Source organism: Xanthomonas sp. NCPPB 1132, from assembly GCF_056629235.1.
The window spans coordinates 2,102,939-2,117,246 of sequence record NZ_CM152819.1; the positions used below are offsets into that span (position 1 = coordinate 2,102,939).

Annotated in this window: 11 protein-coding genes and 2 tRNA genes; 10 read left to right on the forward strand and 3 right to left on the reverse strand. The window is 63.4% G+C overall.

The features are described from left to right. The first annotated feature begins 29 nt into the window (after positions 1-29). A complete protein-coding gene (gene ppnN, locus AC1G9L_RS08910; protein ID WP_019798992.1) occupies positions 30-1,418 on the forward strand; it encodes a nucleotide 5'-monophosphate nucleosidase PpnN in 1,389 nt (462 codons plus the stop codon). A gap of 42 nt (positions 1,419-1,460) precedes the next feature. On the opposite strand, the gene AC1G9L_RS08915 is transcribed toward ppnN, so the two are convergent. Next, a complete protein-coding gene (locus AC1G9L_RS08915; RefSeq protein WP_019798993.1) occupies positions 1,461-2,456 on the reverse strand; it encodes a histidine kinase in 996 nt (331 codons plus the stop codon). A 78-nt stretch (positions 2,457-2,534) separates the two neighbouring features. Here AC1G9L_RS08915 and AC1G9L_RS08920 point away from each other — a divergent pair, with 78 nt between their 5' ends. The 6 genes from AC1G9L_RS08920 to AC1G9L_RS08945 are packed head-to-tail and all read left to right on the forward strand — an operon-like array spanning position 2,535 to position 9,110. Beyond that, positions 2,535-3,236 (forward strand): GspH/FimT family pseudopilin, encoded by a 702-nt coding sequence (locus AC1G9L_RS08920; RefSeq protein ID WP_481070758.1) that lies wholly within the window; start codon positions 2,535-2,537, stop codon positions 3,234-3,236. Between the two features lie 5 nt (positions 3,237-3,241). Further along, entirely contained in the window at positions 3,242-3,712 is a 471-nt protein-coding gene (pilV, locus tag AC1G9L_RS08925; RefSeq protein WP_481071078.1) for a type IV pilus modification protein PilV, read from the forward strand. Next, positions 3,709-4,719, forward strand: coding sequence for a prepilin-type N-terminal cleavage/methylation domain-containing protein (locus AC1G9L_RS08930; protein ID WP_019798996.1), 1,011 nt, complete (start codon positions 3,709-3,711; stop codon positions 4,717-4,719). The genes pilV and AC1G9L_RS08930 overlap by 4 nt, the downstream gene beginning before the upstream one ends. Continuing rightward, the gene (locus tag AC1G9L_RS08935) at positions 4,716-5,249 is read left to right on the forward strand and encodes a PilX N-terminal domain-containing pilus assembly protein (RefSeq protein WP_019798997.1); all 534 of its coding nucleotides are present in this window, start codon (positions 4,716-4,718) and stop codon (positions 5,247-5,249) included. Before AC1G9L_RS08930 ends, AC1G9L_RS08935 begins: the two co-directional genes overlap by 4 nt. Before the next feature lie 15 nt (positions 5,250-5,264). Next, complete coding sequence (locus AC1G9L_RS08940; protein WP_481070760.1) at positions 5,265-8,627, forward strand: pilus assembly protein; 3,363 nt, start codon at positions 5,265-5,267, stop codon at positions 8,625-8,627. Between the two features lie 45 nt (positions 8,628-8,672). Then, positions 8,673-9,110: a type IV pilin protein gene (locus AC1G9L_RS08945; RefSeq protein WP_019798999.1), complete on the forward strand. Its 438-nt coding sequence runs from the start codon at positions 8,673-8,675 to the stop codon at positions 9,108-9,110. Positions 9,111-9,150: 40 nt separating this feature from the next. Here the strand turns inward: AC1G9L_RS08945 and AC1G9L_RS08950 are convergent. Together AC1G9L_RS08950 and AC1G9L_RS08955 are read right to left on the reverse strand one after the other, a co-directional pair. Continuing rightward, a tRNA-Asn gene (locus AC1G9L_RS08950) sits at positions 9,151-9,227 on the reverse strand. Positions 9,228-9,280: 53 nt separating this feature from the next. Beyond that, the gene (locus AC1G9L_RS08955) at positions 9,281-9,898 is read right to left on the reverse strand and encodes a GspH/FimT family pseudopilin (RefSeq protein ID WP_481070762.1); all 618 of its coding nucleotides are present in this window, start codon (positions 9,896-9,898) and stop codon (positions 9,281-9,283) included. A 56-nt stretch (positions 9,899-9,954) separates the two neighbouring features. On the opposite strand from AC1G9L_RS08955, the gene uvrB reads away from it, so the two are divergent. The 3 genes from uvrB to AC1G9L_RS08970 all read left to right on the forward strand — a co-directional run bounded on the left by uvrB (position 9,955) and on the right by AC1G9L_RS08970 (position 13,993). After that, entirely contained in the window at positions 9,955-11,985 is a 2,031-nt protein-coding gene (gene uvrB, locus AC1G9L_RS08960) for an excinuclease ABC subunit UvrB (protein WP_019799001.1), read from the forward strand. Positions 11,986-12,083: 98 nt separating this feature from the next. Then, positions 12,084-12,158: transfer RNA gene (locus AC1G9L_RS08965), tRNA-Val, on the forward strand. Between the two features lie 983 nt (positions 12,159-13,141). After that, on the forward strand, positions 13,142-13,993 hold the full coding sequence (locus AC1G9L_RS08970) for a hypothetical protein (RefSeq protein WP_481070764.1): 852 nt from the start codon (positions 13,142-13,144) through the stop codon (positions 13,991-13,993). Positions 13,994-14,308 lie beyond the last annotated feature (315 nt).

The following is a 14,308-nucleotide window of genomic DNA, read 5'->3' on the forward strand; positions in this document are numbered from 1 at the left end:
CGGTTGACGACACCGACAAGACATTCGATATGACGACCAGCAATACGGCGGCGCGCGCGCTGCCGGTAGTGGATGCGCGGATCTACCCGCGTGGCGGCCTGGACATCCTCTCGCGCGTGGAAGTGGCGCGCCTGCGCGATGCGTCCAGCGGCGGCCTGCACGAACTGCTGCGGCGCTGCGCGCTGGCGGTGCTGACCAGTGGCAGTGCCTCCGACGATCCGCGCGCGGCGCGCGACCTGTATCCCGACTTCGACATCCAGGTGGTGCAGCGCGACCGCGGCGTGCGCATCGATCTGCTCAATGCGCCGGCGATGGCCTTCGTCGACGGCGAGATCATCAACGGCGTGGCCGAACTGCTGTTCGCCGTGGTCCGCGACCTGGCCTACATGGCCATCGAACTCGGCCCCGAGTCGACCACCGACCTGCAGTCCAGCGAAGGCATCACCAACGCCGTGTTCGGCCAGTTGCGCAACGCGCGCATCCTGCAGCCGAACGATCCCAAGCTGGTGGTGTGCTGGGGTGGCCATTCGATCTCGCGCGACGAGTACCTGTACACCAAGCAGGTCGGCTACGAGCTGGGTCTGCGCGGGCTGGACATCTGCACCGGCTGCGGTCCGGGCGCGATGAAGGGGCCGATGAAGGGCGCCACCATCGCCCACGCCAAGCAGCGCAAACACGATAACCGCTACATCGGCGTGACCGAGCCGGGCATCATCGCCGCCGAATCGCCGAACCCGATCGTCAACCACCTGGTGATCATGCCGGACATCGAGAAGCGCCTGGAGGCCTTCGTCCGCATCGGCCACGGCATCATCGTGTTCCCGGGGGGCGTCGGCACCGCCGAGGAGATCCTGTACCTGCTCGGCATCCTGCTGCGCGAGGAGAACCGCGACCTGCCGTTCCCGCTGATCCTCACCGGCCCGACCATAGCCGCGCCGTACTTCGAGCAGATCGACCGCTTCCTGCGCCTGACCCTGGGCGAGGTGGCGACCTCGCGCTACGAGATCGTGGTCGGCGACCCGGTGGCGGTGGCGCGCAAGATGGCCGCCGGCATCCAGCACGTGCGCACGCACCGCAAGGAGCAGAAGGACGCGTTCTACTTCAACTGGTCGGTCGACATCCCGCTGGAGTATCAGCGTCCGTTCGAGCCGACCCACGAGGCGATGGCCGCGCTGGATCTGCACCATGGCCGTCCGCCGCATGCGCTGGCCGCCGACCTGCGCCGCGCCTTCTCCGGCATTGTCGCCGGCAACGTCAAGGAAGACGGCATGCGCCGGATCGAGCAGCATGGCCCGTTCGAGATCCACGGCGATGCGGACATGATGCAGGCCCTGGACGAGTTGCTGCGCGCCTTCGTCGAACAGCGCCGCATGAAGATCTCCGGCGAGTATCGGCCCTGCTACCGGGTCATGGCCTGAGCGTGCAACCGCTGCTGCGCTGGTCGCGCCGGCTCGGCGCGATCAGGCGAGGCGGGGCAGTTCCAGCAGGCTGACGAAGCGGTCGGCTTCGCGCTTGGCGCTCAGACGACCGCCGCCGATGCTTTCCACGCGCGCGCGCACTCCGGCCATGCCGATGCCATGCCCGCCGCCGACCGTCGACGCGCCGGCGGCGGGAAGGGAGTTGGCGATCTCGATCCTGATCCAGTGTGCGTCCTGTTCGATGCGCAGGCGCACATGGCCGCCGCGGATGCTGGGTTCGATGCCGTGCCGGATTGCGTTTTCCAGCAACGGCTGGATGGAAAGCGTGGGCACCTCGATCACCGGAAGCGGATCCGGAACCTGCCATTCCACGCGCAATCGATCGCCCAGGCGCATCTGCTCGATGCCGAGATAGCGCCGCACCAGCGACAACTCTTCTTCCAGGCTCAGTCGATCCGGCCCGGCCAGCGCCGCGCGGAACAGATCGGCAAGATCCAGCAGCAGGTGCTCCGCCTGTTCCGGGCGTGAGCGCGCCAGGGCAGCGCCGGTGTTCAGCGTGTTGAACAAGAAATGGGGCTGGATCCGGGCGCGCAGCGCTTCGAGCTGGGCGTGCTTGGCCTGCACCGCCAACTGTTGCACCCGCCAGTGGTTCTGGAACGCCAGCAGCGCCATCAGTCCTAGGGTCAAGGCGATGGCCGCCACTTTCAGCAGGAAAATACGCCAGTCTCCCTGCAGTAGCGACAACTCCCTCAGCGTTGCCCAGGCGATCGCATGCACGGCGACGGCGACGATCACCAGTAGGGCCACCGCCAGATAGGCGACCTGATGCGACCGGCGGCGGCGCAGGCGGCCGCGCAGCGAATAGAGCAAGGCCAGTGTCGTCAATGCTGTCCATTGCAGCAGCAGCGAGGCCAGGCCGAAATGGATCCAGCCGTTGCTGGACTGTCCTGGCGCCAGGCTCAACACGGCTGCCACCGCTTCGCCGGCCAGCACCACCCACATCAGGCTGGTGGGCTGCCACAGGATGTCCAGGCTCATGGCCGGAGGGGAGGGGGCGGCGGAGCGCATGGCGGCGTGCAGGGGGGACTCGGCGCATCATGCCCGGGTTCCGGCCCCATGTCGCCAAATGCGCCGTTCGGCTACGATCTGCAACCGCCCATCGGCCCCCGCTGGCATCGGTCCGGCCGGAGTTCTAGCTTGGTATTGGGAAATTGGGGATACGACATGCTGCGTTTTCACGCCGCGCGACCGCGCTGCTCCGGATGGCATCGAAGGATCGGGGGATTCAGCCTGGTCGAGCTGATGGTGACGGTCGCCGTGCTGGCGGTGCTGATGAGCATCGCCATCCCCAGCTATACCTATCTGGTTAATTCCAACCGGCTGACTTCCACCGCCAACGAAATGGTGGCCTCGCTGCAGCTGGCGCGCTCGGAAGCGATCCGGCTCAACCGCAACGTGGCGGTGTGCCGCAGCGACAACGGCAGCAGTTGCACCGCCGGCGGCGCATGGAACCAATGGATCACCATCGTGGTGACCGACGCCACCGTCCTGCGCGTCAGTGGTGTCAAGGCGCCGGTACAGATGAGCGTGAGCGCGGCGGTCAGCGGCAACAGCGACCGCATCGTCTTCAGTCCGGACGGGGTTGCCCGCAGCAGCACCGGAACGCTGCTCAATGCGGGCTTTTCCAGTTGCATCGCCACCACGCGGCCGAGCGACAATTTGCGCGTGGTGTACATCGCCGGCGGCAGTCGGGTGGCCTTCTTCACTACTCCCGGCAATATCGCATGCCCTGCGCCCTCGGATTCTCCATCGACGTGAACGCCATGCTTATTTCCATTCCGCGACCGATCCCGATCGCAGCGCAACGCGGCGTCAGCCTGATCGAAGTGATGATCTCGGTGTTGATCATGGGTATCGGCATGCTGGGCGTGGCGGCCTTGCAGGCGACCGCGCTGCGCAACAACCAGAGTTCCTTTGAGCGTAGCCAGGTGGTGGTCGGCACCACCGGCATCTTCGACGCGATGCGGGCCAATCTCGATGCGGCCCGTAACGGCAACTACAACATGAGCATGACCTGCAGCGCGCCGAACGGGGCTTCGCAGGTGGTCGTCGATCAGCGCAATTTCATCAATTCGCTGCAGGCGATCATGGGCGCTTCGGCATGCGGCGCGATCAACTGCAACGCCACCGTGTGCCAGGTGACGGTGCAGTGGGACGACAGCAGGGGCAGTCATGCGGCTGCCGATGCGACGGCGGCGCAGACGCAACAGTTCCAGACGGTGACCAGGCTATGAGCCGCATGCGCCGTGGGAACGCGCCGGGCCGGCGCCGCAGTGCGGGCCTGAGCCTGATCGAGCTGATGATCTCGTTGGTGCTGGGCCTGCTTGTGGTGGGGGCGGCCATCGGCATCTTCCTCACCAACCAGCGGACCTACACGGCCACGGAGAACCTGGGGCGCATCCAGGAAAACGTGCGCACCGCGTTCGAGCTGATGACCCGCGACATTCGCGAGGCTGGCGGCAATCAGTGCAACAGCAGCGACAACATGGGGATGTCGAACGTCATCAACAATCCTGCGTCGCGCTGGTGGACGAACTGGTCGGGCAACCGCCTGGTCGGCGTGTCGGCGAGCGGCAGCTTTCCTGACGTCGTGGCCAATCGCGTGGCCAATACCGATGGCCTGATGCTGTTGTCTTCCGGTGACGCGACCGCCGTCGTCACCGCGCACAACCCGGCATCCGCGCAGTTCACAGTGAACGCGAATACCCATGGTTTCAGGAACGGTGATCTCCTGATCGCCTGCGGTCCCAATGCCCAGGGCACCGGGGTGTTGCGGATGGGTGCGCTGTTCCAGATGAGCAGCGGCCAGGGCGGGACCACCATCGGCCATGCGGCATCCGGGTCGCCGGGAAATGCCAGTGCCAACCTTGGCATCAACGGTTCGGTCTTCACCTACGGACCGAACACGTTGCTCAGTCGGCTCAACGCATCGCGTTGGTTCATCGGCACCAACCCGCGCGGCGGTCGCTCGCTGTATCAAGGCGTGTTGACCAACACCACCGGTATTCCGGCGATCGTCGATCAGGAAGTGGCCGAAAACGTGCAGAACATGACCATCACCTATCTGATTCCCGACGATGGCGGCTACGTCAGTGCGGCGACCGTGGGCGCGCGCTGGAGCCAGGTGACTGCGATCAATCTGTCCTTGACCTTCCAGACCCAGGACGCGATCGGAACCAACGGGCAGCCGGTGACGCGCACGATCAGCAATGTCATCACTTTGCGGAATCGCAACGAATGAGCACGACCCCCTGCCAAAGTCCGATCGCGCGCCAGACCGGCGTGTCCTTGATCGTGGTGCTGCTGCTGCTGCTGGTGATGACCCTGTTGGGCCTGGCGGTCGTGCGCGGAACGCTGATGCAGGAACGGATGAGCGGCAACCTGCTCGATCGCAGCGTCAACTTCCAGGCTGCCGAGTCGGCGTTGCGTGAGGGCGAGGCGCTGGCGGCCGCGCAGACCGTAGTGCCCACCGGCAGCGGATGCAGCGCTGGCGTTTGCGGGCGGCCGCTGGCCACCCAGACCGAGCGCTGGCGCGATCCCGGCTTCACAGGTTGGATCAACGCCAGCACCGCCAGCCGCAGTGCGTCGGCGTCGACCACCAGCTTCTACATCGAGTACATGGGCTCGTCCGAAGCCTGGTTCGAGTGCAACAGCGACGAGAAGTACACCGGCCAGCAGATCTGTGTGCGTCCCATGTATCGGGTGGTGGCGCGCAGCCAGGCGCCTGGTCGCGCCAGCGTCATTCTTCAGTCCAGCTATATCGCGCCGTAAGACGGAGTCACCCCCATGAGCCAGTTTCACGACCATCGTGTGCAGCGACGCGGCCTTTGGCCCCGTCTCAACGCATTCGCTGCGGCCTTTGCCTGCACCATGCTGGCGTTCCCGGCCAGTGCCGGCATTGTGGTGCCCGGCTACCCGCTGCAGTCGGGGGGGCGCATCGCGCCGAATGTGTTGTTCATCTTGGACGACTCCGGCTCCATGGAAAGCACTTCAATGCCGGATTCGGTGCCGCAGGCCACAGATAGCGGCGGTCGCAATAACATTAGTAATAACGTGTATACGCGAAATTCGATCTACTACAACCCTGCGACGAACTATCAGCCTTGGGTTGACGCTAGTGGCGCGCCGATGACCGGCGGCATGGATTATGGAAGCGTCTATAGCAATACGCATGATTTGACGTCGCCAATCAATCTTTACGATTATACGCTGACGTTCTATGTTCCAAAGGATCTGAGCGAAAAATCTGAATCCTATCTTTCTAACAGCGCAAATTACTACCGCTACCAGATCATGGGTGATGGCGTAATCATTCGCAGCGAACTGCTTTACGGCGTCGCGAACCAACAGGGATTGAGTGGCCGTGGTTGCACCAACAGCAGTAGCGGTTGGCAGTGGAAAAACTGTACTCGCGCGACGCCGACTGGCAGAAGCGAGGCGGCCGAGCGTACCAACTTTGCGACCTGGTATTCCTATAGCCGCACGCGAATAAAGGTCGCCAAGGGCAGTGCAGGGCATGCGTTTGCCGATCTGGGGACCAATGTTCGGGTCGGTTTCCGCACGATCTGGCAGAGAACCGCGGATTCACTGCCAATGAACGACGCAAATCCCATTCCGGTGACCAGGAATGACGGCCTATTCGATAATCCCAATGGGCTGAATGGGGATAATAATAATCGCAAGGTCTGGTATGACCGGCTATATGCTGCTTATGGCAGCAATGGCACGCCACTGCACAGGGCGCTCAGCAATGCTGGCGCATATTTCAGTAGCAGCGATGCTTCGGGTCCCTATGGCCCACAAGCCGGCGCCGCGCAGCTCGTCTGCCGGCAGAATTTCACCATTTTGACCACCGATGGTTACTGGAATTCCAAGGGGGGCTACACGCCTGTCAACGAGCAGGACAACGTCGCCGGCCCGACCATTTCCGGGCCGACCGGCAACACGTACACCTATGCCCCGGCACGGCCTTATGCGAGTCCTGATTCGGATACCCTTGCCGATGTGGCGATGCGCTACTGGAAATCGGATCTCAGATCCGACATGGCCAACTCCGTCCCCACCAACTCTGCGGATCCTGCGTTCTGGCAGCACATGACCACCTTTGCGATTTCCATCGGTGCGAAGGGCATTCTGGATCCGGAGACTGATCTTCCGGCGCTCACCTCGGGCGCGAAGAGCTGGCCGACGCCTTCCAACGACAGCATCGCCAATATCGACGATCTGTGGCATGCGGCTGTCAATGGCCGTGGCAGTTTCATCGTGGCAAGCAATCCCGACGAATTCACCCAGGGGCTGAAGTCCGCACTTGGGTCGATCGTCGAGCGTACCGGTACCGCCGGCAACCTCGCCGCGAATTCCAGCAGTCTCACCAGCAGTACGAATGTCTATCAGGCCAGTTTCGTTTCCGGTAAGTGGACCGGGGCGCTCAAGGCGATTCCGGTGACTAGTACCGGCGTGGACGCGACCAATCCGTCCTGGGTGGCGAGCATTCCCGGTTCGGGGCGTACGATCCGCACATGGAGCGGTACCGCGGGCGCGAGCTTCCCCACTTCCGCGCAGCAAACGGCATTGGCGCGTGCCGCGACCCCAACCGCTGCCGCTGTGACTGGAGCCAACAATGCGGCCTACATCACCGGCACCCAGGACCTGGAGCAAAACCGTCCCAACGGGTATTTGCGTATCCGCAGTACCTTGATCGGCGACATCGTCAATTCCTCGCCGGCCTACGATGCGGTCAGCGGGACGATCTTCATCGGCGCCAACGACGGCATGATGCATGCGTTCAACGCCGAGACCGGCGTGGAGCGCTTCGCGTATGTGCCAGCCAGTCTGAACTTCACCGACTTGGCCACCCTCAGTGCGCCCGACTACGACCACCGCTTCTTCGTGGATGGCCCGATCAGCATTTCCCGCAGGGATCAATTGAACAATCAGACCATCCTGGTTGGCACGCTCGGTCGTGGCGGCAAGGGCATCTATGCTTTGGATGTCACCAGTCCCGACAGTTTCTCCAACAGCAACGTGCTGTGGGAAAAGTCCGGCGACAATCAGGTGTCGACCACGGCCGACAACAACATGGGTCTGAATCTGGGTGCTCCGGTCATAGCCAAGCTCAACAACGGCGATCTTGCGGTGATCGTGGCCAACGGCCCCAACAGCACCAACGAGCGCGCCGTGTTGTTCGTGTACCGGCTCAGCGATGGTGCGTTGCTGTCTGAAATCGACACGGGGGTGGGGTCCTCATCGTCTCCGAATGGACTGTTTGCGCCGACTGTGCGCGACGTGGACGGCAACGGGACCATTGATTACGTTTACGCCGGCGACATGCAAGGAAACCTCTGGCGCTTCGACCTCTCCGCGACCACGTCTTCCAGCTGGAACGCCGCCGGCAATCGCCTGCGTCTGTTCACTGCGACCAATTCCGCAGGCACGCCTCAGCCCATCACGTCGGCGCCGGCGATCGCGCGCGACCCAGCCAACTTCCAGTTGTGGATCTTCTTTGGTACAGGTCGTTTTCTCACCACCGACGACGTGACCAACACCACCGTGCAATCGGTCTACGGAATCAAAGACTCCACGACCAGTGTCGCCAAGGCCGACCTGCAGCGGCGCAAGTTCGTGGCGAGCGGCGTGGTCAACAATCAGATGGTGCGCGTCATGGAGGCCAACAGCGCGTTGGCAACCGGCAAGAAGGGCTGGTATCTGGATCTGATCGATCCGCCTGTGGCCGACCCTGCGCCTGCAACGGCCAAAGGCGAGCGCGTCTACACCGGCGTGAACGTCATTTCCGGCGTGCTGACCTTCACCAGCAACATCCCCGACGACGATCCGTGCCTGCCCGGTGGCAAGGGCCAGGACAATGCCATCGATGCGTTCACCGGTTCCAGTCTCAATCAGTCGTTCTTCGACCTGGACCAGGACGGTTCTTATGCCGACGAAACGCTGACGGTCGGTGGCGTGTCGATCCCCGTCGCGTCGGTCGCCCTCGGTGGCCTGGGTAGCGCGAGCAGCTACTTCACCGGAGGAGCGGGCGGCAGCGGTGGTCTGGCGTGCCTGAATATCAACGATGGCAGTGCGGTCTGCAAAAAGATCCGCGAAATTCGCAAGGTGGGACGTGTGCAGTGGAAGGAACTACTCCAGGAATGACAGCGCTCGCCCCGAAACGTTTCCCGTATTCATTGGAGCCAAGGCATGCCCAGTCGTAATCGATTCGCCGCACAGCGCGGCTTCAGCCTGATCGAACTGATGATCACGGTGGCGATCATCGCGATCCTCGCCAGCATCGCCATGGTCAGCTACAACTGGGCGATGATCAAAGCACGGCGCTCGGCCGCTGCCGGTTGCTTGCAGGAAGCGGCGCAATACATGGAGCGCTTCCACACCACCAACATGAGCTATGTGAGCGCGGCCGGCACCGCTCCTGCGCTGCCGGCATGCAGTGCCGACGTCAGCAACTTCTACACGGTCAGCCTGGCTGCCAGTAATGCAACCAGTTTCAGCATCACCGCAGTGCCGATCTCAGGAAAGGCGCAGGCGCGCGATACGGACTGCGCGACATTGACGATCAATCAGAGCGGCCTGCGTTCCGCCAGTGGCTCTCTGTCCTCGACCCCGGCGAAGTGCTGGTGAGGCAAAAAAAAACCGCCGTGCAACGGCGGTTTTTCTAAGGTGGCGCCCGAAGTTGGACTCGAACCAACGACCCCCTGATTAACAGTCAAGTGCTCTAACCGGCTGAGCTATTCGGGCGAGGCGCGCATTGTAAGCAGATCTCGGGCGGCTGGCAAGCGCCTTTTTTGTCGCTACAGCCGGCATCGTTGCCCGTCGGCGTGGCGGACCGAGCGCGCCCTTCCGGTCGCGCTGACGATTACCTCGGCGGTCATCGCGTTGTGGCGACAGACGCTGAAGCTGAGATTGCTTCCCGCAGCGCGCCCATCAGGGAGGTAGCGTAGCTGCGAGCGCCCGGAGGACGAAAGTACGCGTAGCCTGGGCTGTCCGGGTGCTGCGGCTTCGGTCAGGATGTCGTCGCGTCGATTCGGCTGCCTGTCGCCATCAGGATCCGCGTAGATCATCCAGTTGCCGCTCCAGTCGATATCCGGGGCGCAGCGTCCTGGCGTCTTCGAGGGGCACAAGGCCACGGGGTGCCCACGGGCGACAGCCCAACTGCGCGCCAGGGCAAGGTGCGCCAGCAGCGCGTTGGTCGTGGCCAGTTCCCGCTGCCTGTCGAACAGGCGCCCGAAAGTGGGGAGCCCGAGGCTCAGTACGACCAGCACGGCCGCCAGGCTGATCGTCGCCTCCAATAGGGTGAAGCCTTGAGTCCTTGTGGCCATGTCCACTCCTCGGTTCGCGTCCCAAGCTTGCGGCGCAGGGCGGCGCAGCGGCATCGCCGGGAAGCTGATCAGGCTGTAGGAATAGTCCAAACATCGCTGTCATCCTGTGCTGGCTATACTCATTGGTCATCTGCAGGTGAAGAGGCATGTCCGACCGTTTCCAACTCGTATCGCCGTATTCGCCGGCCGGCGACCAGCCGCAGGCGATCGAGAAGCTGGTGGCCGGCTTCGAGGCCGGCCTGGCCAAGCAGACCCTGCTCGGCGTGACCGGGTCGGGCAAGACCTACACCATCGCCAACGTGGTCCAGGCGATCCAGAAGCCGACCCTGGTCATGGCGCCGAACAAGACCCTGGCCGCGCAGCTGTACGGCGAGTTCAAGGCGTTCTTCCCCAACAACGCGGTCGAGTACTTCGTCAGCTACTACGACTACTACCAGCCCGAGGCCTACGTGCCGTCTTCGGACACCTTCATCGAGAAGGACAGTTCGATCAACGAGCACATCGAGCAGATGCGTCTGGCCGCGACCAAGACCCTGCTGTCGCGGCGCGATGCCCTGGTGGTGGCCACGGTCTCGGCGATCTACGGCCTCGGCGCGCCGGAGGACTACCTGTCGCTGCGGCTGATCCTGTCGATCGGCGAGCATGTCGAGCAGCGCCAACTGATCCGCCACCTGACCGACCTGCAGTACACCCGCAACGAATACGAACTGCACCGTGGCAGCTTCCGCGTGCGCGGCGAGGTGATCGACGTGTTCCCTGCCGAATCCGACAGCGAGGCGCTGCGCATCGAGCTGTTCGATGGCGACGTGGAGCAACTGACCCTGTTCGATCCGCTGACCGGCGAAACCCTGCGCAAGCTGCAGCGCTACACCATCTACCCCAAGACCCACTACGCCACCACGCGCGAGCGCACCCTTAGCGCGGTGGACACGATCAAGCTGGAGCTGAAGGATCGGCTCGAGCAGCTGTACGCGCAGAACAAGCTGGTCGAGGCGCAGCGGCTGGCGCAGCGCACCCAGTTCGACCTGGAGATGATGGCCGAGGTCGGCTTCTGCAACGGCATCGAGAACTACTCGCGGCATCTCACCGGCAAGGCACCGGGCGAGCCGCCGCCGACCCTGTTCGACTACCTGCCGCCGGATGCATTGCTGGTGGTGGACGAATCGCACGTCACCGTGCCGCAGATCGGCGCGATGTACAAAGGCGACCGCTCGCGCAAGGAAACCCTGGTGGAATTCGGCTTCCGCCTGCCGTCGGCGCTGGACAACCGGCCGCTGCGCTTCGAGGAATGGGAGGCGCGCTCGCCGCGCAGCATCTACGTCTCGGCCACGCCCGGCCCCTACGAATTGCGCGAATCCGCCGGCGAGATCACCGAACTGGTGGTGCGCCCGACCGGCCTGATCGACCCGGAAGTGGAGATCCGCCCGGTCGCGACCCAGGTCGACGACCTGCTGTCGGAGATCAACCTGCGTGTGGCCGACGGCGACCGCGTCCTGGTCACCACGCTGACCAAGCGCATGGCCGAAAACCTCACCGAATACCTCGGCGAGCATGGGGTGAAGGTGCGCTACCTGCACTCGGACATCGACACGGTCGAGCGCGTTGAGATCATCCGTGATCTGCGCCTGGGCAAGTTCGACGTCCTGGTCGGCATCAACCTGCTGCGCGAAGGCCTGGATATGCCGGAGGTCTCGCTGGTCGCCATCCTCGATGCCGACAAGGAGGGCTTCCTGCGCTCCACCGGCTCGCTGATCCAGACCATCGGTCGTGCCGCGCGCAACCTGCGCGGCAAGGCGATCCTCTACGCGGACAAGATGACGCGTTCGATGCAGGCCGCGATCGACGAGACCGGGCGCCGCCGCGAGAAGCAGGTGGAGTACAACCTGGAGCATGGGATCGTTCCGAAGTCGGTGGCGCGTCCGATCGTGGACATCCTGGAAGGTGCGCGTGACGACGTGGCCGAGGCCAAGTCGGGCAAGGGCAAAGGCAAGGGCAAGGCGCGTCGGGTCGCGGAAGAGCCGGCCGACTACCGGGCGCTGGCCCCGGCGGAGATCGCCGCGCGGCTCAAGGCCCTGGAGCAGGAGATGTACCAGCACGCGCGCGACCTGGAGTTCGAGGACGCGGCGCGGGTCCGCGACCAGATCAAGAAGCTGCGCGACGCCAGCCTGGTGGGCTAGGCGGGCCGCAGCGGCACCTGATCGGATGATGGGTATTGTTCTTGTCCTCCAGGTGGGCTAAGATTCGCGCCCCTGCAGCGGTGCGCCGCGGCAGAGAAGGGCGGTTAGCTCAGTGGTAGAGCACTACCTTGACATGGTAGGGGTCACAGGTTCGAACCCTGTACCGCCCACCAACTCCTAGCGGGTTGGACGTAATGTAAAGCCTTGAAAAGCCCGGATTTTCCGGGCTTTTTTGTGTCTCCGGAAAAATCATTCAACGACGATGAATACAAGCGTGTTGAACTGGTTTTGCAGAGCCGCTGTCCCGGATTTGTCCCAACGCGCGGCTGCTCCAAGCTCGTCTTGACAGCGTGATTCAACAAGATCAACAATCCTTGGCAATGCGCTGGTAGGACTGGTGTCGATCGTTCTATCGGGAGAGGCGGCTGGGCAGGCACTTCTCTTGATGTTCGGCGGCAGAACGAGCCCAGCAGACCGCGAGGAGTAAGCGACCCACTTCGCGGGTAGGAAAGGATGCCGTGCGGCTTGCGGCAATCGCCCGACCAGACTCGGCAAATACCGAGTGAAAGGCTAGCCCCCGAACCTGAGTGAGGTTGGGATTCAAAGAGCGATGCCGGCGGGAGAGCAGGACTGAATTGGGGCACAACCCCGCCATTGGCTCAAACGACCAGCTAGGTGGTCGTTGTAACACCCAGGATCGGCCTGCCAGCCTGTCCAGCGGGTTAAGCAAGCCATGGCTGTCGCGGACTCATTCGACTGCTGCATGCAAATGCGGCAAATGTCGGAGTTCGCGCATGATACGAGAACGAATACCGCGCGCTAACGCACTGGACGAAGCCGCTGCCGAGCAGCTTCCGCGCGTCATTGGCGTCAAAGAACTGAGCACCGTGACCGGCCTGAGCAGCCAGTCGATCCGGTTGTACATGTGCCAGCCAAAATGGCGGCATCTCGCGCCGCCGGGAGCCTTCAAGCGCCCCGGCAGCAAAAAATGGTGCTGGTGGCTAGGCGACGTTCTGGCTTGGCTGGCCAGCGGCAAGCGGGCACCCGCTGCTGAGCCGCCGCCTCGCCGCCCTGGGCGGCCTCTAGGAGCTACTGCCCGAGCCATTCAGGCCCGGCGCAACGCCGAGCATCAAGTGGCCGAGGGAAGGCGTCGAGCATGATCATCACGCGCGCCGTGCGTCACGATCGCTTTGAAGTAGTACCTAGCCATCTCATCAGAGACAAACGCTTATCTCTCCTCGCTCGAGGGGTGGCAATCCGACTGTTGACCAATGTCGATGGGTACAGGATGACCGCGCACGATCTTGCTGCCGATTCTCCGAGTGAGGGGCGCCACAGGATCTTGGGGGCGCTCAGGGAGTTGCGGGAGGTCGGGTACCTCGTCCAAGAAAAAAAGCAGGACAGCCGGGGTAGGTGGTCTACGACCACCACGATCTATGACTCGCCGCACTTGCACCAATCGCCGCTCCCTGCGCCGCCGCAATCCCCATGCTCCAACCAACCGGAGTGCGGAAATCGCACTCCGGTTACCGAGATGCGCTCACCAGAAGCCGGTCAGCCGGCATCCGGTAATCCGACTTTAAAGAGCACTAATACGAACGCTAATACGACCACTACTACTACCAACCACTGCTTGATCTGGCCTGACTCGCTTGGAATGCGCGAAGTGGTAGTAGTGGAAAGGGAATTTGAAAAGCACGGCTTGCCTGGCGAATTGCGGCAAGAGGTGCTTGATGAGTTCACCGGCAAAATGGCAAGTCTCACCCCGCCCAAGCAGCCAATCAGTTGGCTTCTCCGCGTGATTGAGCGTGCTGCCAATGACCAGTTCACGCCGGACGCTGGCTGCGCGGTTGCGAAAGAGCGGAGCCGGCGGTCAAGAGAAGCTGCCGAGCTACAGCAGAGGATGGTCGAGACGGCGCGACAGGAGGCTCTGAGGGCGGACCCCGATGAGCAACTCCGTCGCAGAGCGGTGTCAGCGGCGGCGGCGGCGCTCGTTTATGGGGCCTGACGCTGAGAAGCGCGGTCAGCAGGGCGGGGGCGTGGGCGCGCGTCTAAGAGCCACCGTCGCGCTCGCCTCGGAGGTCAAGGTGATCCTTTCGCGCGCCCCGCCACCAGCAGGGAGGGGCCGCACCTTCCCTGCAGGCTGCTTTTTAAGGCCACCAAATTGGTCCCATTCGACGTCGGTGGATTTTGGTTTTGCTTTTGCTCCTGGTGACCTCTACGAGGTCACCAGCCCCGCAGGGCGAACGAGGAGGTTGTAGGGCGCAGCCCGTACAACCTCCGTAGTGAGTACAGGCCGCTTGCGGGCTGCGCCCTTGATTGG